General features: G+C 42.8%; 20 protein-coding genes. 4 read left to right on the top strand and 16 right to left on the bottom strand.

All coding sequences use genetic code 11. The features are described from left to right. Positions 1 to 54: 54 nt before the first annotated feature. Together ACQKC9_RS11435 and ACQKC9_RS11430 are read left to right on the top strand one after the other, a co-directional pair. Positions 55 to 924, top strand: coding sequence for a thymidylate synthase (locus tag ACQKC9_RS11435; protein ID WP_427621891.1), 870 nt, complete (start codon positions 55 to 57; stop codon positions 922 to 924). Positions 925 to 988: 64 nt separating this feature from the next. After that, on the top strand, positions 989 to 1,561 hold the full coding sequence (locus tag ACQKC9_RS11430) for a dihydrofolate reductase (RefSeq protein WP_427621889.1): 573 nt from the start codon (positions 989 to 991) through the stop codon (positions 1,559 to 1,561). A 137-nt stretch (positions 1,562 to 1,698) separates the two neighbouring features. Here ACQKC9_RS11430 and uvrC read toward each other — a convergent pair whose 3' ends face one another. Then, the gene (gene uvrC / locus ACQKC9_RS11425) at positions 1,699 to 3,543 is read right to left on the bottom strand and encodes an excinuclease ABC subunit UvrC (RefSeq protein WP_427621887.1); all 1,845 of its coding nucleotides are present in this window, start codon (positions 3,541 to 3,543) and stop codon (positions 1,699 to 1,701) included. Positions 3,544 to 3,697: 154 nt separating this feature from the next. After that, on the bottom strand, positions 3,698 to 5,221 hold the full coding sequence (locus ACQKC9_RS11420) for a DUF3360 family protein (protein ID WP_427621886.1): 1,524 nt from the start codon (positions 5,219 to 5,221) through the stop codon (positions 3,698 to 3,700). 512 nt (positions 5,222 to 5,733) lie between these two features. On the opposite strand from ACQKC9_RS11420, the gene ACQKC9_RS11415 reads away from it, so the two are divergent. Beyond that, positions 5,734 to 6,294, top strand: a complete 561-nt coding sequence (locus ACQKC9_RS11415) for a DUF4442 domain-containing protein (RefSeq protein ID WP_427621885.1) — start codon at positions 5,734 to 5,736, stop codon at positions 6,292 to 6,294. Between the two features lie 238 nt (positions 6,295 to 6,532). Here ACQKC9_RS11415 and rplS read toward each other — a convergent pair whose 3' ends face one another. From rplS to rpsP, 4 genes are all read right to left on the bottom strand, one after another. After that, positions 6,533 to 6,955 (bottom strand): 50S ribosomal protein L19, encoded by a 423-nt coding sequence (gene rplS, locus ACQKC9_RS11410; RefSeq protein WP_057761981.1) that lies wholly within the window; start codon positions 6,953 to 6,955, stop codon positions 6,533 to 6,535. Positions 6,956 to 7,160: 205 nt separating this feature from the next. Next, a complete protein-coding gene (trmD, locus tag ACQKC9_RS11405) occupies positions 7,161 to 7,925 on the bottom strand; it encodes a tRNA (guanosine(37)-N1)-methyltransferase TrmD (protein ID WP_191114366.1) in 765 nt (254 codons plus the stop codon). Between the two features lie 77 nt (positions 7,926 to 8,002). Next, a complete protein-coding gene (rimM, locus tag ACQKC9_RS11400) occupies positions 8,003 to 8,536 on the bottom strand; it encodes a ribosome maturation factor RimM (protein WP_101205950.1) in 534 nt (177 codons plus the stop codon). A gap of 165 nt (positions 8,537 to 8,701) precedes the next feature. Next, entirely contained in the window at positions 8,702 to 8,971 is a 270-nt protein-coding gene (gene rpsP / locus ACQKC9_RS11395; protein ID WP_021812802.1) for a 30S ribosomal protein S16, read from the bottom strand. A gap of 426 nt (positions 8,972 to 9,397) precedes the next feature. On the opposite strand from rpsP, the gene ACQKC9_RS11390 reads away from it, so the two are divergent. Next, positions 9,398 to 10,873, top strand: a complete 1,476-nt coding sequence (locus ACQKC9_RS11390) for an ATP-binding protein (protein WP_427621883.1) — start codon at positions 9,398 to 9,400, stop codon at positions 10,871 to 10,873. A gap of 38 nt (positions 10,874 to 10,911) precedes the next feature. Here ACQKC9_RS11390 and ACQKC9_RS11385 read toward each other — a convergent pair whose 3' ends face one another. From ACQKC9_RS11385 to atpE, 10 genes are all read right to left on the bottom strand, one after another. Next, on the bottom strand, positions 10,912 to 11,091 hold the full coding sequence (locus ACQKC9_RS11385) for a hypothetical protein (protein ID WP_057761990.1): 180 nt from the start codon (positions 11,089 to 11,091) through the stop codon (positions 10,912 to 10,914). A 204-nt stretch (positions 11,092 to 11,295) separates the two neighbouring features. Beyond that, positions 11,296 to 12,993, bottom strand: a complete 1,698-nt coding sequence (locus tag ACQKC9_RS11380; protein WP_427621881.1) for an ATP-binding protein — start codon at positions 12,991 to 12,993, stop codon at positions 11,296 to 11,298. Between the two features lie 329 nt (positions 12,994 to 13,322). After that, a complete protein-coding gene (locus tag ACQKC9_RS11375) occupies positions 13,323 to 14,039 on the bottom strand; it encodes a response regulator (RefSeq protein ID WP_057761994.1) in 717 nt (238 codons plus the stop codon). 600 nt (positions 14,040 to 14,639) lie between these two features. Beyond that, positions 14,640 to 15,056 carry a F0F1 ATP synthase subunit epsilon gene (locus ACQKC9_RS11370; protein ID WP_057761996.1) on the bottom strand — a complete coding sequence of 139 codons (417 nt, stop codon included), beginning with the start codon at positions 15,054 to 15,056 and terminating at the stop codon, positions 14,640 to 14,642. A 114-nt stretch (positions 15,057 to 15,170) separates the two neighbouring features. Beyond that, complete coding sequence (atpD, locus tag ACQKC9_RS11365) at positions 15,171 to 16,604, bottom strand: F0F1 ATP synthase subunit beta (protein WP_057761998.1); 1,434 nt, start codon at positions 16,602 to 16,604, stop codon at positions 15,171 to 15,173. Between the two features lie 38 nt (positions 16,605 to 16,642). Next, positions 16,643 to 17,524, bottom strand: coding sequence for a F0F1 ATP synthase subunit gamma (gene atpG / locus ACQKC9_RS11360; protein ID WP_057762000.1), 882 nt, complete (start codon positions 17,522 to 17,524; stop codon positions 16,643 to 16,645). Positions 17,525 to 17,740: 216 nt separating this feature from the next. Beyond that, positions 17,741 to 19,285, bottom strand: a complete 1,545-nt coding sequence (gene atpA / locus ACQKC9_RS11355; RefSeq protein WP_057762002.1) for a F0F1 ATP synthase subunit alpha — start codon at positions 19,283 to 19,285, stop codon at positions 17,741 to 17,743. Positions 19,286 to 19,378: 93 nt separating this feature from the next. Continuing rightward, complete coding sequence (locus ACQKC9_RS11350; protein WP_057762004.1) at positions 19,379 to 20,002, bottom strand: F0F1 ATP synthase subunit delta; 624 nt, start codon at positions 20,000 to 20,002, stop codon at positions 19,379 to 19,381. A 13-nt stretch (positions 20,003 to 20,015) separates the two neighbouring features. Beyond that, on the bottom strand, positions 20,016 to 20,486 hold the full coding sequence (locus ACQKC9_RS11345; RefSeq protein WP_101205956.1) for a F0F1 ATP synthase subunit B: 471 nt from the start codon (positions 20,484 to 20,486) through the stop codon (positions 20,016 to 20,018). Positions 20,487 to 20,603: 117 nt separating this feature from the next. Next, the gene (gene atpE, locus ACQKC9_RS11340) at positions 20,604 to 20,852 is read right to left on the bottom strand and encodes a F0F1 ATP synthase subunit C (protein WP_010197960.1); all 249 of its coding nucleotides are present in this window, start codon (positions 20,850 to 20,852) and stop codon (positions 20,604 to 20,606) included. Positions 20,853 to 20,860: the final 8 nt, after the last annotated feature.

Below are 20,860 nucleotides of genomic sequence, written 5' to 3'. Positions count from 1 at the left end.
ATCGACTACCCATCTAGCCTGTATGCGCTGTCAGCAGTAACTAAAGAGCATTTTATGATCAATGGCATCCAAAGTAATAACGAGCAAGGCTATTTAGATTTACTACGCCACGTTCTCGACAATGGCACCGAAAAAGGCGATCGTACTGGCACGGGTACGCTTAGCCATTTTGGCGCGCAGCTACGCTTTGACTTAGCAGAAGGCTTTCCGCTGCTAACGACCAAAAAGGTTCACTTTAAATCTATCGCTTATGAGCTATTATGGTTTTTAAGTGGCAGCACTCATGTCGATTATCTACAACAGAATAATGTTCGTATCTGGAATGAGTGGGCGACAGCAGAACAGACCGCACGCTTTAACAGACCTGCTGGCGATTTGGGTCCTATCTATGGTCATCAATGGCGTAACTACGGCGCAACCAAAAATGAAGATGCCAGTTATAACGCTGATGGTGTCGATCAAATCGCACAAGTCGTTGAACAGATAAAGACCAATCCGAATTCGCGCCGTTTGATTGTGTCAGGCTGGAATCCAGGTGAGGCAGAGCAAGTAGCCCTACCACCATGTCATACGTTATTTCAGTTCTTTGTCGCAGACAATAAGCTGTCATGCCAGCTCTATCAACGTTCGGCTGACTTATTTTTAGGCGTGCCTTTTAACATTGCGAGCTATGCGCTATTGACTCATATGGTCGCGCAGGTGTGTGGTTTAGAAGTTGGAGAGTTTGTTTGGACAGGTGGTGATTGCCATATCTATCAAAACCACCGTGAGCAGGCTGAGCTACAGTTGACACGCTCACTATATAAATTGCCGACATTGTCTTTGAATCCTGAAGTAAAAGACATATTTGCGTTTGAGTACGAAGACATTAGCGTCAATGACTATGAGTCGCACCCTGCTATCAAAGCCAAAGTTGCCGTATAAAGTTAGTCTGGTTAACTACGCTAAATAAAAGCAAGATTTAAAAATACAATAAAAAGGATATATTATGAGCTATGCCCATACCGAAGTTGCCCAAATCGCTGCTATTAGTAGCAATCGCTGTATCGGCAAAAACAATGAGCTACCGTGGCATATCTCAGCAGATTTGCAACATTTCAAAAGCATGACGACCAAAGAAAACGATAGCAAGATTCAAGGTATCGTAATCATGGGTCGTAAGACATTTGAGTCGATGGGTAGTAAACCATTACCAAAGCGTGTGAGCTTCATTGTTACGACACAGATGGATTATGCTGAGACAAAAGGTCTTGCAGATAGCAGCAATGCTTATGTGGTACACAACTTAGATGATGCCCTGACACAAGCAGCTAGCCTTGCTCATGGCGCGCATCTTGATACGATTTGGGTGATTGGCGGCGAGCGAGTATTTAGTGATGCTCTGATGTATACCGACCGTATTGAGCTGACTCATGTAGATACTGACATTGCTAACGGCGATGCATTTTACCCTGAGTTGCCAGAACGCTTTAAAGTAGCAGACGAGTCTGAGCAGATGCACGATGAAAAAAGCGACTTAAGCTTTAAATTTACCACTTATAAAGTAGAAACTGATAAATAGTAAAAGCTTATTAAAAAGGGGGCAGTCTTGGATAAGTAAAATTATCTAAGACTGCCCCTTCTTCGTTTACTCTTCACAAAGTCTTATTTATAGTCAATTAATAAGATAAAAACTGATGCTTGATAATATCTAACTCTTTACTCATGCAGTACTTTATAAACCGTTTTTGCGAGTACTGGTCCGATACCTTGTACGCCTGCCAACTCTTGCTGTGAAGCACCAAGCAGCTGCTGCATACCACCAAAGTGATTGAGCAAGTCACGACGACGTTTCTCACCCAGTCCCGGTATTACCTCTAGCACTGATGACGAGCGACGCTTATCGCGTTTTTTACGGTGAGCGGTAATCGCAAAACGATGCGCCTCATCACGAATATGCATCAGCAAGTGCAATGCTTTGCTATCCATCGGTAGATCTAACGGCTCATGATCGATAAAGTGCAATACCTCAAGCCCAGCCTTGCGCCCTTCCCCTTTTGCCACACTAATGAGCAAGGTATCGCCAAGAATACCCAACTCAGTTAATACTTCTTTAGCAATACCAAGCTGACCTTTACCGCCATCAATCAATAGCAAGTCCGGCAATGGCTGCTTTTTATAACGTCGGGTCAGCACTTGTTTCATCGCTGCATAGTCATCGCCGCCTTGGATGTCATGAATAGCATACTGACGGTAATCGCGACGGCGCGAGCCACCTTGGTCAAACACCACGCAGCTACCAATGGTCGCCTCACCCATCGTATGTGAGATATCGAAGCACTCAATGCGATCAATCGTCCGATCTGTGACAGTCGCCAATACGTCTTTTAGTGCGCCAAAGCGTGCATGCAGCTCTAAATAATCGCCAAGCTTGGTTTTTAATGCATTACTGGTATTTAGTGTTGCTAAGTCTAGCCACTCTGAACGGTGCTCGCGCACATTAGTCTTGATGACTACTTTATTACCGAAATGCGTTGCCAATGCTTCACTCACTGCCACTTGATCTGGTATCTGATGGCTCAATATGATTTCGGCAGGCAAATCATCGGTCACTTGGAAATAAAATGACGTAATAAAAGCCGATAAATTGTCTGCTAGCGACTCACTACTATCCACATCTGGGAAATAGTTTTTCCCGCCCAATACACGGCCGCCACGTACCGTCAGTACGTTCACACAGGTCATGCCAGCCTGACTGGCAATCGCAATCACATCTGCCTCACCTTGTACGGTATAGACCGCTTGCCTTGCTTGTACTTCACGTAACATGGAAAGTTGATCGCGATAAAATACTGCTTTCTCAAAATCTAGTGCTTCAGCTGATGCTTCCATCTTTTCAATCAGAGTCGTATGAATATCACTAGAGTCGCCTTTTAAAAAACGGATGGTATTATTCACATCCTCTGCATACTCTTCTGGCGTTACCAAACCGACACAAGGCGCACGGCAACGTTTGATCTGATACTCCAGACAAGGACGCTGACGCTGCTTAAAAAAGGTATTGGTACATTGACGCATTTGAAACATCTTCTGCATCAAGACCAGCGTTTCTTTTGCCGCATGTGCAGAGGGAAACGGACCAAAGAATCGACCTTTTTGGTGGTTGCCTTTGCCGCGGCCATAGGCCAAACGTGGATAAGGCTTATCGGCTGAGATAAACACATAAAGATAGGATTTATCATCACGCAGCAGCACATTATAAGGTGGGCGATGCTCCTTAATTAGATTCTGCTCGAGCAATAGCGCTTCGGTCTCACTACGCGTAATGATAGTCTCAATATTATGAATCCGAGCCACTAGCGCCCGTGTCTTTGGATGATCTATCGTTTTGGCAAAATAGCTATTTACCCTGTTTTTTAGCGACTTAGCTTTACCAACGTATAATATATCGCCGTTCTTACCCAGCATCTTATATACCCCTGGCAAGTTAGGCAGGCGTTTAATCAAATGCTTAAGACGGGCTTTTTTATCATCGACAGGACTCGATTCTGAGACATTAACCATAGAATTTATTGCTCTTAAAAACCTTAGTAATACTGCTAGTTATGGGGCGGGAGTCATTGTTTTACAAGCTAATTATTATCGCAGTGCTACCCATAAAAAAGCCAGCTTTCGCCGGCTTAGTTTGTTCTATTATCGTTTATGCAATAACCTACTGCTAATGACGGAAGTTTGCCATCAATGCTGGGATACCCGGTAGCATACCGACGATAGCCATGACGCCTGTCAGTACCACGAACATAATACCCGGTATGATCCAGCGGCTCATCTTAGTCAAATTGGCACTACGTTCTTTAGAGCCGATCAGACCTAAGTTATCAAGCAACAATGTGAGCGACCAACCGAAGGCTGGGTTGACCAATGCCGATGCGAATACCACGATAGCAGCAGATTGCGTGGTTTTACCTTCACGCGTCATCTCCATACCAGCTTCTAGTAATGGAATAAATACCCCAACGATCAAGGCCACACACATCACTGGCTGCCAAATGGCCAAATCCATCGGATAGCCCCAAACTCCTGCGATAATACAGAATAGAGCCGTCAATAAAGCGCCAGCAGGAATTGGACGTTTAGCAATCGCCGCAGGAACAATATACGTTCCCCAAGATGACGCAAAGTTGGCACCGCCCAATACAGAGCCAACTACCTGACGAAATGAAGCACTAGTCATCGTATCATCGATATCCATAAGCACTTTTTCAGTACGCTTAGGATAGCTAATTTTTTGGAATACCTGATGGCCCAAGAAATCTGGCGACCACATTGCCACGGCCAAAATAGCAAACGGCAATACTACAATGAAGCTTTCAATCGTCGGCAGACCTAACATCCAACCTGTGTTTTCGCCCCACCAATACATTGGATTCATGTTTGGTAAGCCTGGTGCTGTTTTGAACGCAAAAGGTGCGCCCAATGCAAATGCAAGACCACCACCTAACACACAGCTTAGGGGAACCGCGAGCCAGCGTTTTTGCCAATGCTCAAGCAATGCATACAGCAGGATAGTCGCCAAAATAATAAAGAAAGCGATATGCGACATGCCAATCCCTTCGGCCCAAGCAAATAGATTTTTGACCTGTGACGTGGTTCCGATAAAGCCCAAGTAAATCAAGAGGCCACCGCACACACCCTTACTGGTCAAATTAGCCAGCAAACTCCCCCCTTTACTAATCGCGAGGAGCAGACCAAAAGCACCGATAAGCAAACCAAAGGCCATCGGGTGCCCACCAGCTGCTACCACAATAGGAATCAGAGGAATAAGTGGGCCGTGAGTACCAGCGAGGTTGGCCGTTGGCAGTAGAAAGCCCGAAAATAAGATAATAAAGAAGGAGACGATCAATAGCTCATAGCGCACGTTTTCTAAAACAAACGCATCACCTAAGCCGAGTGGACCTGCAAAGGTTGCTGCAATGGCGCCCACCATAACAACTTTACCGATGGTCGCTGCCATTGCTGGAATAGTATCTTCGTATTCAAAACGGTAATCACGGAATGGTAAATTAGGACGCCAGCGTTTCGGCTGCATGATTTGTAATTCATGGTTTAAATAAGCATCACGACTGTCGAAACTAGAACTGGGCTTATGCAAATCTACATAACTGCCTTGTGCTTGACTGTCGTGGTTTACGTTCGAGGTCGGCGTATTAGACCCTGAAGAGGGGGTCTGAGGGTTACTCATCACATTTCCTTGTGTCGATTACGTCTTTGATTGACTACACACGCTCTGCTCTAATGTCATAGACCAAAGCGCCTATTACAAACTGCGAACTATTGTATGCCAAGACTTGATGAAATGCGAACCTAAAACCATTTAAAGATACTATGTATCTCATTATAATATATAAACTAAAGTTTCTATTTAATAGAAAACTGCTCTTAATAGAAAACCATGAGGAAAAAATCTTTCTATTATAGACTTTGAATTAGAACAAACGAACTTTTTATTGATAATGATTTACATCTAGATGATTTTTTATCACATAGATGAATAGCAAAGATAGTTATAATAAATAACGATCGTTACCTGTAAGTGGGCATAAATATGTCATTTTGGTTACGCTTTAGAGCTAGCGGGTTGAGTACTTTTTAATTATGATAAATACTTTTTATCAATTTATTTCTCAGTGATACTGTGTAAAACCGCATTATTGATACAATCAAAAAATTGAGAAAAGGCAACAGGACAAGTTTATGAGCGTATTACCTACCAACCTTGAGACTTTGAAACGTCGGGCAAAGCAAAGCATCATGCCATTGCTGACACCGCATTTATTAAAGCTGCGCCTTAGTACTTATGCACCATACATTGGCGCAGGTATCAAAATCGATCATATCAGTCTTGATCAGGGTTTGTGCGTAGTAAGCATGGGACTAAACACTCTAAACAAAAATATCGTCGGTACTCAGTTCGGTGGTAGCCTATATTCGATGGTTGACCCTTTTTATATGCTCATGCTGATGCATCAATTGGGTAGCAATTACGTGGTGTGGGACAAAAGCTCACACATCGATTTTGTTGCACCGGGCAATAGCAAAGTCACTGCACGCATGAAAATACCTAGCTCTGAAATTATTACTATTCAAGAGCTGGCAAAAGAAGGCGAAGCGGTATTCCGTGAATATAAAGTCGACATCGTTGACGAGCAGCAAAAGCTAATCGCGACCGTCACCAAGACTTTATACATTAGACTGCGCAAATACAGTAAGTCCAAAGAGCAAGTCATCCGCATCGATACATTTGATGCTCAATAAGCTTTAGCTTATAACTGGCACCATTGGAGCTGATAGTAGTAGAGCTGATAAAACTCAAATTATTAATGCTATATATACAAAAACCCCAATCTAGCTTTCGCAGAGATTGGGGTTTCGTCTTTTTTGGTATGGCCCGCTTATTTATAAATAAACCTATGAATAAGGGCTTGTATCTACTATTACCTTGTCTTGAGCCAATCCTAAATCATAGGATTAACTCAAAACGGCAAACTTGTGCTTAGATACCAGGTGCAGTATCAACTGCATCAGGTACGCCAGCGTCAGTTTTTTTCTTAGCAACTGGACGAGCACCAAGTTTTTCGCGGATACGTGCTGATTTACCAGAGCGCTCACGTAAGTAGTATAGTTTCGCACGGCGAACAGCACCGCGACGTTTCACTTCGATGCTCTCGATGATTGGTGAATGCAATTGGAATGCACGCTCAACGCCAACGCCGCTTGAGATTTTACGTACGGTAAACGCTGAGTTTAAACCGCGGTTACGCTTAGCAATTACAACGCCTTCAAAAGCCTGTAAACGCTCACGCTCACCTTCACGTACTTTTACTTGTACCACAACGGTATCGCCGGGTGCAAAGCTTGGGCGCTCAAGCAATTGAGCGTTTTCGATGACCTGAACCAATGGATGCTTGTTGCTCATGAGAGTTATCTCCTCACATTAGATAATAGAGGCTTGACGCATATCACCTGTTTGTAATAATTAATCGCATCTCTTTATAGTGAGACACAACGTAAATGGGTTATAACCAACGGCCACTATGCTATGACTCGTTTTATTATTGCTCAAAATTCTGTTTCTTAACTGTTTATCAAACCTAGTAACGATAAAGTCAGATTCTAAAAATCTACTTTTTATCTGCTTTGGCTAATGCTTTCAACCACTTCGCTTGCTCTACCGTTGGAGTAAACGCTTGCCATAAGTCTGGACGACGCGTTTGCGTACGATTGACTTGCTGACTAAAACGCCACTTAGCGATATTGGCATGGTGACCTGAAAGTAATACCTCAGGAACCGCCATACCCGCAAACTCATGCGGCTTAGTATAGTGTGGACAGTCAAGCAAGCCATCGACAAAAGAGTCTTGCTCCGCTGACTTGTCATCACCCATGATATCGGGTAGACGACGTATCACACTATCCATCAGCACCATTGCTGGCAACTCACCACCAGTCAACACGTAATCACCTAACGATACTTCCATATCGACATATTGTGATAGTAAACGCTCATCAATACCTTCATAACGACCGCATAATAAAATCATGCCATCGTAATCAGTCATATTGACTACGCTACTCTCACTAAGCGTCTGTCCTTGCGGCGACATATAAATCACCGGACAGTGCTCACTATCGACACGGCAACCATGCTGACTGGCACGCAATCGTGCATCCTCAATGGCTTTCGACAATGGCTCAGCCATCATCACCATCCCAGGACCACCCCCATAAGGGCGCTCATCAATACGGCGATAGTTATCGGTGGTATAATCACGTGGATTAATGCATTCAATCGTAACTTGCTCTTGAGTCACTGCTCGGCCCGTGATTCCAAATTCACGAATCGTGGCAAACATCTCAGGAAAAATACTAATTACGGCAAAATACATCTGATGTCTACTTGCGTTAAGGCTAAAACAATCGGTGTAAGTACTAACAACGTCTGACTAAAAAGTCAGAAACACTATTAGTAATCACTTGGCCATGCCACAAGCACTGTTTTTTCAGTCATATTGACTTCTATCACAGTTTGCTTATGCCATGGAATCAGGCGTTCTTCATTGTCTAAACTGTCTGAATTTGCCGTTACACGCATGATGTCATGGGCACCAGTTTCAAACATTTCAGTGATATTACCTAGATACTCATCCTGCTCGTTCATCACGCGCAGACTGACCAAATCCGACCAATAATATTCGTCTTCAGCTGTTTCAGGTAGGACGTTTTGTTCGACCCAAACGGTAACACCGTTCATAGTCTCAGCAACATTACGATCAGGAATCTGCTCAAATTGAGCCACAATTCCTGTTCCTTGCTCACGCCAAGCCTTCACAGTTAAAGGTTTCATGCCAGTAGCAGTTTTCATCCACCACGGCTTCATGTCGAATATCGCTGTACGGTCATCCGTATCACTAAATACCCAAAGCCAGCCTTTAATGCCGTAAGGCTTCTTAAGCTGACCAATTTTCATAAGGGCACTAGCGTTTGGAACAGATGACATAGCAGCTAACCTAACAATGATTAAAACAGCAATTGCAAAAACAATTGCGTCAAAAGCGATAAACAGTTAATGGCGCACCCTGGTCAGACCAGTTACGCTATGTATTCTAAAGTCTACTGAGTCATATCATAGTTTTGCTACGAACGTCTCAGTAACAACCAAAACTTAAGCAGTTGCTTCAGTTTGAGCTGCAGACTTGTTGTAAGCTTTTGCTAATGAAGCAACGCGATCTGAAGGTTGTGCACCTTTTGCGATCCACGCATTGTACGCTTCCATGTTTAGGCGTACTGCTTCTTCAGACTCTTTAGCGAGTGGGTTAAAAAAGCCGATGTTTTCAATATAGCGACCGTCACGCGCGCGGCGTTGATCAGCAACAACTACTTGATAAAATGGGCGTTTCTTGGCACCGCCCCGTGCTAAACGAATAACAACCATGTGAATTCTCTCTTTCGCAGGTATACCAAAAAGGGCATAATTATATCACAGTCTTTATTTGTTGAAAACATAAACTGTGCATATTTAATTATTTATTAACAATAGCTTAAATGACGACCTAAGTAAAATATAACTGATGATAATGGCTTATTTTTAAAGTTTTTCTTTAGGTTCTGTAGACTACTATGGTTATTTATAAAGGTTTTACAGTTATCAAATGGTCTCACTCTCAAGCTTAACTTTATATCTATTCCTATGATTATCTGGCTTGTTCATCGATTGCATACTGTATCAGTACTATTTATTGATTATGTTATTCTATGATATACCGCTATAGATTGTTGTACGGACTAGCCTTAAGGCAATCGTATTTAAAGAGCTACACGCTATATCACACTAACTTTTCTTTTACTCTGTTGGACACATATGATCTCTCCGAACCCAAAGCCGCGTCGTAAAGGTTGGCTGCCACGCTCTTATTCCAACACTTGGCTAACGACCTTAATGGTTGCCTTTATCGTGCTTATCAGTGTGAGCTTATCAATTTTGTTTTTTTGGCGCAGTCTGTATCTGCCAGAGTTAAAAAACCATGCGCGCTATTTGACGAGTGAATTACAGCTGATCAATAGCGTCAATAAAGACTGGCAAGGTCGTCCCGAAGTACGCCAATGGATTTACCAGCACTCTCATGTCGTCGTGGTAAACAATCCGAGTGACTTTCCAGAAGTCGCTGACAAGCCGTTCGTGAGCTTTTTTACGGACGTACTACAACGTGAAATCGGCGCACAGCTTGGTCGCCCTGTAGAGGTTTATTTTAAATTTAAGCCAACGCCGCAGCTATGGGTACAAGATAGCCGTGATGACAGTTTTTGGGTGCGCGAGCCTGTGGTTTACTATTCACAATATAGCCCTACGTTACTGGTGCTATTTTTGATCGGACTGCCTATCTTATCGCTATTAACGATTATTCTATTAGCCCGTCAATTAAATCGCCCGCTACGCTACCTACAGCGGGCGGCTACTAACTATATTAGGCTTGGTCATGCAACCACACTGCCAACGCAAAAAGGCCCCACAGAAATACGTCAAGTTAATATGGCCTTTAACCGACTGTTTACGACATTGAATCAAGCGCAGAAAGAGCGGACAATTATGCTTGCCGGCATCTCACATGATTTGCGGACACCATTGACACGTATGCGCTTGACCGCAGAGATGCTACCAGATGATTTTTTCCGTGAAGGGCTGATTTACGATATTGAGGATATGGATGCTATTTTGGAGCAATTCATCTCATTTATGAAAGATGGTTCTGATGAGCCAGTCAGTTTGACCAATCTAGACACTATATTTAACGAAATTATGGTGCAGTTTGCGCCAATGAAGTTTATATATGAGTCAGAATGCGAAAAGGTCGTTCCCGTACGTCCATTATCCATCAAGCGCCTGATTATCAACTTGGTTAATAATGCCAATCGTTATGGAAAACCACCAATTTATTTATCGGCAACGGTTGTACCGACATTCATAGAAACTGTCGAAGACGAAGATACGGATGTGGTCAGCGAAAATGTGGTGAACAAAGAAGCTCAAGAACAGCTAGTGATTTGTGTACGAGATTGCGGTGATGGTGTCGCTGACGATCAATTAGAGCGAATTATGCAACCGTTTGAACGTGGAGAGACGGCACGGACTACTCAAGGTAGCGGACTAGGTCTTGCGATTGTTGATCGTATTGCACGATTACATCATGGTACCGTTGAAGCCATCAACCACCCTGAAGGTGGGTTACAAGTATGCGTACGTATTCCCCTACTCTCTAAAGTCGCTGGAGATACTACGCTAGCGGCTGACATAGACGAAGTAACTGAGGTAGACAGTACAGCGCCAGATTCAAAATAGTGATAAGACTTCAATCTGAATAAGCAAAGATATCAAAGCTAGTCTTTGCTACCAATAGCCGGCGGAATATACTCAGCACTGTTCGTGAAAGCTAATGGTTGGGTAATTTCAGCCTGAGCTGTTTGTAGTGTTTGGGTCGTTGACGGCTGTTTTAAGAATAAATAATAGCCTAGCGTAATCGCATTCAACACTACCAAGCCACCAAATAAATATGGCATCCTATGCCCTCCTATGACATTGTCCAACTGTCTTAAAAATAGCGACGAGCGCGTCATCTAGCTACAAAGCGCTATGGCGCTATACCATTAAGATGCCGCTGATTGTCTTTAGTATCATGACTAATAATTATGGCGTAGTCTGATAACTTAGCCTGATAATTTAGCCTGATAGCTCGCTCTTATAGCTTAGCTCTATAACTTGACCTAATCTGACAACTTAGTATCGAAGTCGCGCTCGCTTTTCTCTTGGGTCAATTCATCAGCAGCAAGAATCTGCGTCAATGGTTTGATAGGCCATGTCATCACAAACCTTGCACCGCCTAACTCACGACTCTCATCTACTTTCATACTACCATTAAACCAAAAGGCAATGCGCGATACAATAGACAAGCCTAGACCATAGCCACCTGACGCGCGTGTACGACTATCATCTAAGCGTGAGAATGGAATAAATACTTTTTCGCGATCTGCTTCAGGAATACCATGACCATCATCTTCGACACTAACGAAGGCATTGCCTTTTTTGACACCAGCACTAATGATAATGGTTGTTTCTGCATAGCGTAACGCATTACCTGCAAGGTTCTGAATCACACGGTGCAAGTAGCGTCTATCTGCCACTGCTGTTACTTTTGCATTTGGCAAACTGGTTACTATTTTAATCGGTTTACCGAGTGCATTGGTTTCGCGCTCGATCTGCTCTAACAGTTCTCTTAAGTTCACTGGTTCTAAATCTAACTTTGGTGACCCTTCCTCAAGCTTAGCATAGGTCAAAATCTCATCAATCAAACCATTAAGCGACTCAATATCTTCATCAATATAATCACGCTGCATAAAACGTGAGTCTTCGTCATCCGTATCAGCAAGCATATCTACTGCAAATCGAATACGAGCCACTGGCGTACGAAGCTCATGTGAGACTGCTCGGGTAAGCTCTCGCTGTGATTCAATCAAACGCTTAATATGCGAGGTCATAGCGTTAAAAGTCGCTGACAAACGCGCTATTTCATCTTGACCAATAACCTGTACTTGAATATCAAGGTTACCTTGACTGACCTCATTCACACCTACCTGAATCAATTGTAGCTTACGTTCAAGCGGGAAGATGAGCGCATATACACCTAAGCTAATTAGGAACATGCTGATAAGAATCATACTAATAATTAAGTTAAGCGGAAACCAGTTAAATAATGGTATAGGCCCAATCAAAATTGCCATATCATTAATTTCAGAAGGTACTATTACCCTAATCGCAGAGTTACTCGTACTACTGTTAGTATCTTGCAACGATATGACGACTTCGTCACGACGCAGACGAGACATCTGATCTGAATCTAACTCAAGTGTATTGACTGCTTTGAACGCTAAAGGAAAAGAAAACTTTTTCTCCAATTCAGCCAAACGTGCGCGCTTATCCGATAATGTCATGTGATAAGACAAGTCATCTAATAAAAAGACCGCGATTGCCCGTACTTGCTGCTCGGTAACTTGAGAGATTTTCGCTGTTAAAACACTCTTATTATCCGGCAAGCGATAATAAACATCTGCATATACAGGCTGGTTGAAATAACGTACAACGGTATTATCATTTTTAAAACGGCGTAGCTCACTGGCACTAAAGTCTACTTCGTCAATAGGCAAGACTTTAAAAGTAGTACCAAACAAACTACTCGCATCTGATAACCAATATTCACGCTCTTCCTCGCTATTTTGGTGAGAGATTCCTTCACTCACCAAATGGAACGCCCCCATTGCCATATTTTCACGATAGGACTGCACACGCTCCTTATTAATGGTATCCATCAATAACTGCGCAAACAGTGCCACACACAAGCAGACTATAAGTAGCCCAGCATAGATACGAACAAAAATACTGTGTTTTAAAGAAGAGACTAATGACATACGTGCCGTGACCAACTTAATAAATAGAGATTGCCAATCTCATCAAACATATAGATAGTGCTATGTGTTTGACGATATCGAACATGATCGAATAGGGATAGACTTTAACTTTGACTTTTAATTACCGCATTTTAATCCATATGCAGCGATCATCCAAAGACTTATATGTATGACATATATTTAGTCATCGTCTACAATAATGAGTTAATTAAACCACATAACACTGCATTTAAGTTTAAAAATTAGAATTTAGCCACAAAAAAACCAGCATCGTTGCTGGTTTTTTTGAATAGTGATTAATAATTAATCAACCTATAGAAGCAACAATATTAGTTGCCTTCTTTTACGAATAGATAGCCTTTACTACGTACGGTCTTAATACGTTTTGGATTTTCTGGATCATCACCGATTTTTGGACGAATACGTGAGATACGTACGTCAATTGAACGATCTTGACCATCATACTCAATACCGCGTAGACGCTCAAAGATATCTTCACGAGATAGGATACGACCTGCATTAGAAGCAAGCAACCATAGTAAATCATATTCAGCACTGGTGAAATCGACCAACTCATCACCTAGGTTAACTGAACGGCCACCATTATCAATAACCAATTCACCAAACTCTAGACGTTGTGGCACATCTTCTGATGGTGCATTTTCTGAGCGGCGCAGTAGCGCACGAATACGTGCAAGCAATACACGTGGCTGAGCAGGCTTGGCAACATAGTCGTCAGCACCCATTTCAAGACCCAATACCTGATCCATGTCTTCAGTACGTGCAGTCAACATCAAAATTGGATTTTGATAATGCGGGCGTACTTCACGGCATACGGTCAAACCATCGCTACCAGGTAGCATAACATCAAGTACAACCATATCTGGTTGCTCATTGACGATACGGCGAATAGCACGATTACCATCAGTTTCAATTGCCACTTCTAAACCATTTTTGACCAAGTAATCTTGAGTCAACATGGCCAGACGCTCATCATCTTCAACAATCAAGATTCGGGGGGTGTTGTCTTCTTCATTCGTTGTCATTGTTATATCCTCTAATACATCTAATTTAAAAGCAGTAAAAGTAAGAGCGGTAAAATTAATAGCACCATATAGTGGCACAATTGATGTTCGTATAGCTGTTACAAACTTGGTAGCACAGTATACTATTAAATTATCAGCTTCCTATACTATAGCTTATAGTCGGTAACAAAACCTATAAACTACCCCTATCAAAACTTTAGTTTGCGTCCAGAAATTACGCCAATTACTTCGTTAGTACATCGCAATTTATATTATCTATCGTTTGCTAATTACCCAAACCATCGAGCCAACGTTATCGCGTACAGTTACTGCTCGTTGCTTATAATACGTTATGTCTAATATAACCATATATTAACGTTGTCGCCAGTGTCTTTTTAAGAAAATTCCAATAGGTGATGATTCATTGATAATAAAAGATTTTTCCTGAGAATAGATTGAACTACCACAAATACTATCCAAGTAATAACCGTGTGTATTTAACGCAGAACATTTAATTTCATAATGAATAGACATAAAAAAACAGCCCATATAATGGACTGTCTTTTTATTATTACTTTTAGCGATAACTCTAAATGATTAGCTAGAGCTATCAGTAATAAATTACGCGCGGTTTTTGTACTTACGAATAGTCTGTAATTGTCCTACTGACTCTGCAAGTGAGGCCAAAGCCGCATTGGTTTGTAGCGTATCAGACTGGTTAACTAGCATTTGCTCAGCTTTTTTACGTGCTTCGACGATTTTGCTTTCGTCAAGATTGTGTGCACGCATGGCCGTATCAGCCAATACTGTAACCATCTTAGGCTGTACTTCTAATACACCACCTGAGACGTAAATTACTTCTTCTTCACCGTTTGGTGTTTGCACTCGCATTGCACCTGGCTTTAGCAAAGTAATAAGCGGTGTGTGACCTGGCAATACACCAATCTCGCCTTCGGTACCAGTAGCTATTAACATGCTAATTTCGCCTGAATACAACTCTTCACGAGCACTTACGACGCGACATTGTAACGTTGCCATACTTAATTCCTTACCATCAAAGCGCGATCAAAAAACAGTAAAACTGCGATGCGTTACTGAAGAGTAGATACAAGGTTTATATTATATCTACTCGTTAGCTTATGCTCATACAACTTACGCTGACTTAGACTTCATTTTTTCAGCTTTAGCGACTACTTCATCGATGCTACCAGCCATGTAGAATGCTTGCTCTGGTAGGTCATCGTATTCACCAGCAATGATTGCTTTAAAGCTAGCAATGGTATCGCGTAGTGGTACGTATTTACCAGGTGCACCAGTGAAGACTTCAGCTACGTGGAATGGCTGAGACAAGAAGCGCTGAATCTTACGAGCACGATAAACAACCAGTTTATCTTCTTCTGATAACTCATCCATACCCAAGATAGCGATGATGTCTTTAAGCTCTTTATAACGCTGTAGAACTTCCTGAACACCACGAGCAACATTGTAATGATCTTCACCGATTACTTGTGGATCTAGCTGACGTGATGTTGAATCCAATGGATCAACCGCAGGATAGATACCTTGTGATGCGATATCACGGCTTAGTACAACTGTTGCATCCAAGTGAGCAAACGTTGTAGCAGGTGATGGATCGGTCAAATCATCCGCAGGTACGTATACCGCCTGAACTGAAGTAATAGAGCCTGACTGAGTTGACGTAATACGTTCTTGTAGTAAGCCCATCTCTTCAGCTAGTGTTGGCTGATAACCAACCGCTGATGGCATACGACCAAGTAGTGCTGATACTTCTGTACCCGCTAGTGTATAACGGTAGATGTTATCAACAAACAATAGTACGTCACGACCTTTGCCAGTCACAGGATCTTTGGTATCACGGAAGTACTCAGCCATGGTCAAACCAGACAGTGCAACACGTAAACGGTTACCCGGTGGCTCATTCATCTGGCCATATACCATTGCTACTTTAGACTTACTGAAGTCTTCAGTGTTTACAACGCCAGCTTCCTGCATTTCGTGATAGAAATCGTTACCTTCACGAGTACGCTCACCAACACCAGCAAATACTGACAAACCTTCATGTTTTAGAGCGATGTTGTTGATCAGCTCCATCATGTTAACGGTTTTACCAACACCAGCACCACCAAACAGACCAACTTTACCACCTTTAGCGAACGGGCAAAGTAGATCAATAACTTTAATACCAGTCTCTAGTAGCTCAGTGCTGTTTGACTGATCCGCGTAGCTTGGCGCTTCACGATGGATAGACCATTTTTCGTCAGCAACAACAGGACCTTCTTCATCGATAGGACGACCAAGAACATCCATGATGCGACCTAGCGTACCAGTACCTACAGGCACAGAGATAGGTGCGCCAGTATTAGTAACAGGTAGGTTACGCTTTAAACCTTCGGTTGAACCCATTGCAATAGTACGTACAATACCGTCACCTAGCTGTTGCTGTACTTCTAGGGTAGTTTCGGTACCGTCTACTTGCAAGGCATCAAAAATTTGAGGAACTTCATTACGGTTGAACTCAACGTCAAGAACCGCGCCAATAATCTGTACAATACGACCGCTACTCATTGCGTTCTCCTTGAACTTCTATATATAGGTGTAGTCAATTATGAAACAGCAGCAGCACCGCCAACGATTTCCGAGATTTCTCGGGTAATCGCCGCTTGACGCAGCTTGTTATAAACCAACTGTAAATCGTTAATAAGGTCACCAGCATTATCTGTTGCCGCTTTCATCGCAACCATACGTGAAGACTGCTCAGAGGCAATGTTTTCCATTACCGCTTGATAAACAATCGACTCAATATAGCGACCAAGCAATTCATCAATTAACGTCTTGATGTCAGGCTCGTAGATATAATCCCAGCTAAGTTCTGTCTGTAGACCACTGTCTTCATCATCAAATGACTGCTCTGGTAGAGGAACCAACTGATTGACTGTTGGTTTCTGAGTCATCGCATTGATGAATCGGTTATAGACCACATAGATACGGTCAATATTACCGTTACTATAGTCTTCAAGCATTGCTTGAACCGGTGCATTCAATTGTTCAAACGTTGGTTTATCGCCATAATCGGTCACAGCCGATGTAACTTTACCACCAAAGTTTTTAAAGAAACTCACACCTTTGGCACCGATGACTGCAAACTCAGCTTGTACAGACTGATCTTGATAATCTTGGATACTTTTAGTTAGGGCTTTGAATAAGTTAATATTCAAACCACCCGCTAGGCCACGGTCAGAGGTAATGACAATATAGCCAACCTTATTGACTGGACGCGATACCATATACGGATGTTTGTAGTCTGATGAGGCATGCACCAAATGTGAAATAACCCGGCGCATACTATCAGCATACGGGCGACCCACTTCCATGCGCTCTTGCGCACGGCGCATTTTACTTGCCGCTACCATTTGCATAGCACGAGTAATTTTCTGGGTGCTTTTAATACTGGTGACTTTGGCACGTATCTCTTTTAAGCTTGCCATAATGATTCCAATATAAGAGGGTTAAGAAGCATTGGCGCATGCGACAATCGTTTGATATACAACATCAATCCTACAGAATAACATTTTATATCTTGTGGCATTACGCGATCTAATACCGGTAATGGTTAAAACAGTGGCGCAAATATCTGGTCAGACAACGCGCCACTTTATCAGCTCTAAGCTACAGTTATAACCAATTCGGCTTAACCCGTTAAATTAATAACTGTGATTTTGTTTAAAGGTCTCTAGAGATGACTTTAAACGACCTGCGATATCATCATTGTAGTTCGCAGTGTCATCAATCTCACGCATCAATTCACTTTGCTCATCATGCATATAACGTAGGTACGCTTCTTCGAAAGAACCAATCTTTTCGACAGGTACGTCAGCTAAGAAGCCTTCGTTTGAAGCATAGATAACGGCTGCTTGCTCAGAGATTGACATCGGCTGATACTGCTTCTGCTTCATCAATTCAGTCACACGCTCACCATGATCAAGCTGCTCGCGAGTTGCGTCATCAAGATCTGATGCAAACTGAGCGAATGCTGCTAGTTCACGATACTGAGCTAGAGCGGTACGAATACCACCAGATAGCTTTTTGATGATCTTAGTCTGAGCGGCCCCGCCCACACGAGATACCGAGATACCAGCGTTTACTGCTGGACGGATACCTGAGGCGAATAAACTAGACTCTAGGAAGATCTGACCATCAGTGATCGAAATCACGTTGGTTGGTACGAATGCAGATACGTCACCAGCTTGTGTTTCAATGATTGGTAGTGCGGTTAAAGAACCAGTTTTACCTTTCACTTCACCGTTAGTGAACTTTTCTACATAATCAGCATTTACACGTGATGCACGCTCAAGTAGGCGTGAGTGTAAATAGAATACGTCACCAGGATAAGCTTCACGACCTGGCGGACGACGCAATAGTAGTGAAATCTGACGATAAGCAACTGCTTGCTTTGATAAATCATCAAATACAATCAATGCATCTTCGCCACGGTCACGGAAGTATTCGCCCATCGTACAACCTGAGTACGGTGCGATATACTGAAGTGCTGCAGGCTCTGATGCTGAAGCAACCACAACAGTGGTATATTCTAGTGCGCCAGTTTGCTCAAGCTTACGTACTACGTTAGCGATAGTCGAACGTTTCTGTCCGATAGCTACGTATACACATTTAATGCCTGACGCTTTCTGTGCGATGATCGCATCGATAGCCATCGCTGTTTTACCAGTCTGACGGTCACCAATGATAAGCTCACGCTGACCACGACCGATTGGAATCATGGTATCAACGGCTTTATAACCAGTCATTACTGGTTGATCTACTGATTGACGGTCGATAACGCCTGGAGCGATCTTTTCGACTTTATCAGTCATCTTGGCATCGATAGGACCTTTGCCATCAATAGGATTACCCAAAGCATCAACAACACGGCCTAACAGCTCAGGACCTACTGGTACTTCAAGAATACGACCAGTACAATAGGCTTTTTGACCTTCTTGCAGCTTTAGGTAATCACCAAGTACTACCGCGCCAACAGAATCACGCTCTAAGTTTAGAGCCATTCCGTAGATTTCGCCTTCAAACTCAATCATTTCGCCGTACATGGCATCTTCAAGACCATGAATCTGCACGATACCGTCAGATACTTTGACAATCGTGCCTTCATTCTTTGCAGTTGCACCCGCATCAAGGTCTTGAATACGCTGCTTAATCAGGTTACTGATTTCCGCTGGATTCAATTGTTGCATTGCCTTGTTTCCTTTAATTTATGATAACCCGCCCACTGACTTAATTGCTCTTATAATCATACAGCCAATATTTGACTGTATTGATGATTGGCATTAGGCAGTTAGCTGTGTTTTTAACTGTTGTAACTTGCCGCGCATCGAATCATCAATGACTTTGTCACCGACTTTGATTGTAGCGCCTGCCAATAGACTTGGATCAACTGATTCGTGAATCACTACACTAGCATTTAGCGAGGCAGCAAGACGCGTTTGTAGCGTTTGACGCTGTTCATCAGTCAATGGGTAGGCAGAGGTCACATATGCGTCAAGCTGCTTTAAGCTTATTGCCTTGTGACGGCGATAATGCTCATAAACTTCAGGAAGCAGCGCCAGACGCTCTTGTTCTGATAACTGTTTAACGAAGTTACTAAGTGCTACTGATACTTTTGGATAGCTTACGTTACTGTCAAGGCTAGTCCCTTGAGCTTCGCTTAATAACTGCTTAAAAGCAGAATCATTAGCGCTAGCTACTTGCGTATCATAAAGATCGACCAAAGCAGCTGACTTATGCTCAGCAGAAACAGCTGGATTGTCTAGCCAAGTACTGAACGACTTGTCATTGACAACAGTGCTAGCAACAAGTAAGAAGTTTTCCCACTCGTTGACTGCGCCGTTTTCGTTGGCATAGTCAAACGCGGCTTTAGCGTACGGTCGTGCTAAGGTTGATAAGTCAGCCATTATATCCTCACAATTACAGCTTCGCCGCCAGTTGGTCTAACATACTGGCATGTTTTTGCACATCGACTTTGTCTTGCAAAATCTTCTCTGCACCAAGTACAGCCAGTTCAGCAACTTGGGCACGTAATGATTCACGCGCTTGATTGATTTCTTGATCGATAGATGCTTGCGCTTGTTGACGAATGCGCTCGCCTTCCGCTTGGGCTTGCGATTTTGCATCTTCGACGAGCTGATTGGCACTCTTGTTCGCTTGCTCGATTAGAGCGGCAGCCTTGGTCTTTGCAAGATCAAGTTCCTGCTGGACATTTTGCTCCGCGGTCGCCAAATCTGCTTTTGCTTTTTCTGCGGCATTCAGACCTTCAGCAATTTTACGCTGACGCTCATTGATGGCACCGATAAGTGGTGGCCACACGAATTTCATGCAAAAAATCACAAATATTGCAAAAGCAATGGCTTGACCGACGAGGGTAAAATTGATATTCACGTGATCACCTCTTTGTTAATGAAAAATCAGTTTCATTGATCATGTTTGGTAGTCAAATCTTGACTATATTTGATAGAAAGTCTCCGAATACCAAACATTTACAACTGAGCTTTCGGATTAACCTGCTAGAGGGTTAGCGAACAACAATAGCATAGCAATACCAACACCGATCATCGGAATAGCATCAAGAAGACCTGCTACGATGAACATACGAGTTTGCAATTGTGAGCCAAGCTCTGGTTGACGCGCAACGCCTTCTAAGAATTTTCCACCTAGAATAGCAAAACCAATACCTGTGCCAAGTGCGCCAAGACCGATAAGTAGTGCTACTGCGATAACTGTGTAACCACCTAATACTGGATCCATTGATGTAT

The organism is Psychrobacter sp. NPDC078409, assembly GCF_050268505.1.
Taxonomy (GTDB): Bacteria; Pseudomonadota; Gammaproteobacteria; order Pseudomonadales; family Moraxellaceae; genus Psychrobacter.
This window is presented reverse-complemented; position numbering and strand designations above follow the sequence as displayed.

What these genes read in the sequence shown, in the direction of transcription:
- ACQKC9_RS11420 (WP_427621886.1), bottom strand. Translation starts at nt 5,221, where the DNA reads ATGAGTAACCCTCAGACCCCCTCTTCAGGGTCTAATACGCCGACCTCG.
- atpA (WP_057762002.1), bottom strand. Translation starts at nt 19,285, where the DNA reads ATGCAACAATTGAATCCAGCGGAAATCAGTAACCTGATTAAGCAGCGT.
- atpD (WP_057761998.1), bottom strand. Translation starts at nt 16,604, where the DNA reads ATGAGTAGCGGTCGTATTGTACAGATTATTGGCGCGGTTCTTGACGTT.
- atpE (WP_010197960.1), bottom strand. Translation starts at nt 20,852, where the DNA reads ATGGATCCAGTATTAGGTGGTTACACAGTTATCGCAGTAGCACTACTT.
- atpG (WP_057762000.1), bottom strand. Translation starts at nt 17,524, where the DNA reads ATGGCAAGCTTAAAAGAGATACGTGCCAAAGTCACCAGTATTAAAAGC.
- rpsP (WP_021812802.1), bottom strand. Translation starts at nt 8,971, where the DNA reads ATGGTTGTTATTCGTTTAGCACGGGGCGGTGCCAAGAAACGCCCATTT.
- rimM (WP_101205950.1), bottom strand. Translation starts at nt 8,536, where the DNA reads ATGTCATCTGTTCCAAACGCTAGTGCCCTTATGAAAATTGGTCAGCTT.
- ACQKC9_RS11380 (WP_427621881.1), bottom strand. Translation starts at nt 12,993, where the DNA reads ATGTCATTAGTCTCTTCTTTAAAACACAGTATTTTTGTTCGTATCTAT.
- uvrC (WP_427621887.1), bottom strand. Translation starts at nt 3,543, where the DNA reads ATGGTTAATGTCTCAGAATCGAGTCCTGTCGATGATAAAAAAGCCCGT.
- ACQKC9_RS11430 (WP_427621889.1), top strand. Translation starts at nt 989, where the DNA reads ATGAGCTATGCCCATACCGAAGTTGCCCAAATCGCTGCTATTAGTAGC.
- ACQKC9_RS11370 (WP_057761996.1), bottom strand. Translation starts at nt 15,056, where the DNA reads ATGGCAACGTTACAATGTCGCGTCGTAAGTGCTCGTGAAGAGTTGTAT.
- ACQKC9_RS11350 (WP_057762004.1), bottom strand. Translation starts at nt 20,002, where the DNA reads ATGGCTGACTTATCAACCTTAGCACGACCGTACGCTAAAGCCGCGTTT.
- ACQKC9_RS11415 (WP_427621885.1), top strand. Translation starts at nt 5,734, where the DNA reads ATGAGCGTATTACCTACCAACCTTGAGACTTTGAAACGTCGGGCAAAG.
- ACQKC9_RS11390 (WP_427621883.1), top strand. Translation starts at nt 9,398, where the DNA reads ATGATCTCTCCGAACCCAAAGCCGCGTCGTAAAGGTTGGCTGCCACGC.
- ACQKC9_RS11435 (WP_427621891.1), top strand. Translation starts at nt 55, where the DNA reads ATGATCAATGGCATCCAAAGTAATAACGAGCAAGGCTATTTAGATTTA.
- ACQKC9_RS11385 (WP_057761990.1), bottom strand. Translation starts at nt 11,091, where the DNA reads ATGCCATATTTATTTGGTGGCTTGGTAGTGTTGAATGCGATTACGCTA.
- rplS (WP_057761981.1), bottom strand. Translation starts at nt 6,955, where the DNA reads ATGAGCAACAAGCATCCATTGGTTCAGGTCATCGAAAACGCTCAATTG.
- ACQKC9_RS11375 (WP_057761994.1), bottom strand. Translation starts at nt 14,039, where the DNA reads ATGACAACGAATGAAGAAGACAACACCCCCCGAATCTTGATTGTTGAA.
- trmD (WP_191114366.1), bottom strand. Translation starts at nt 7,925, where the DNA reads ATGTATTTTGCCGTAATTAGTATTTTTCCTGAGATGTTTGCCACGATT.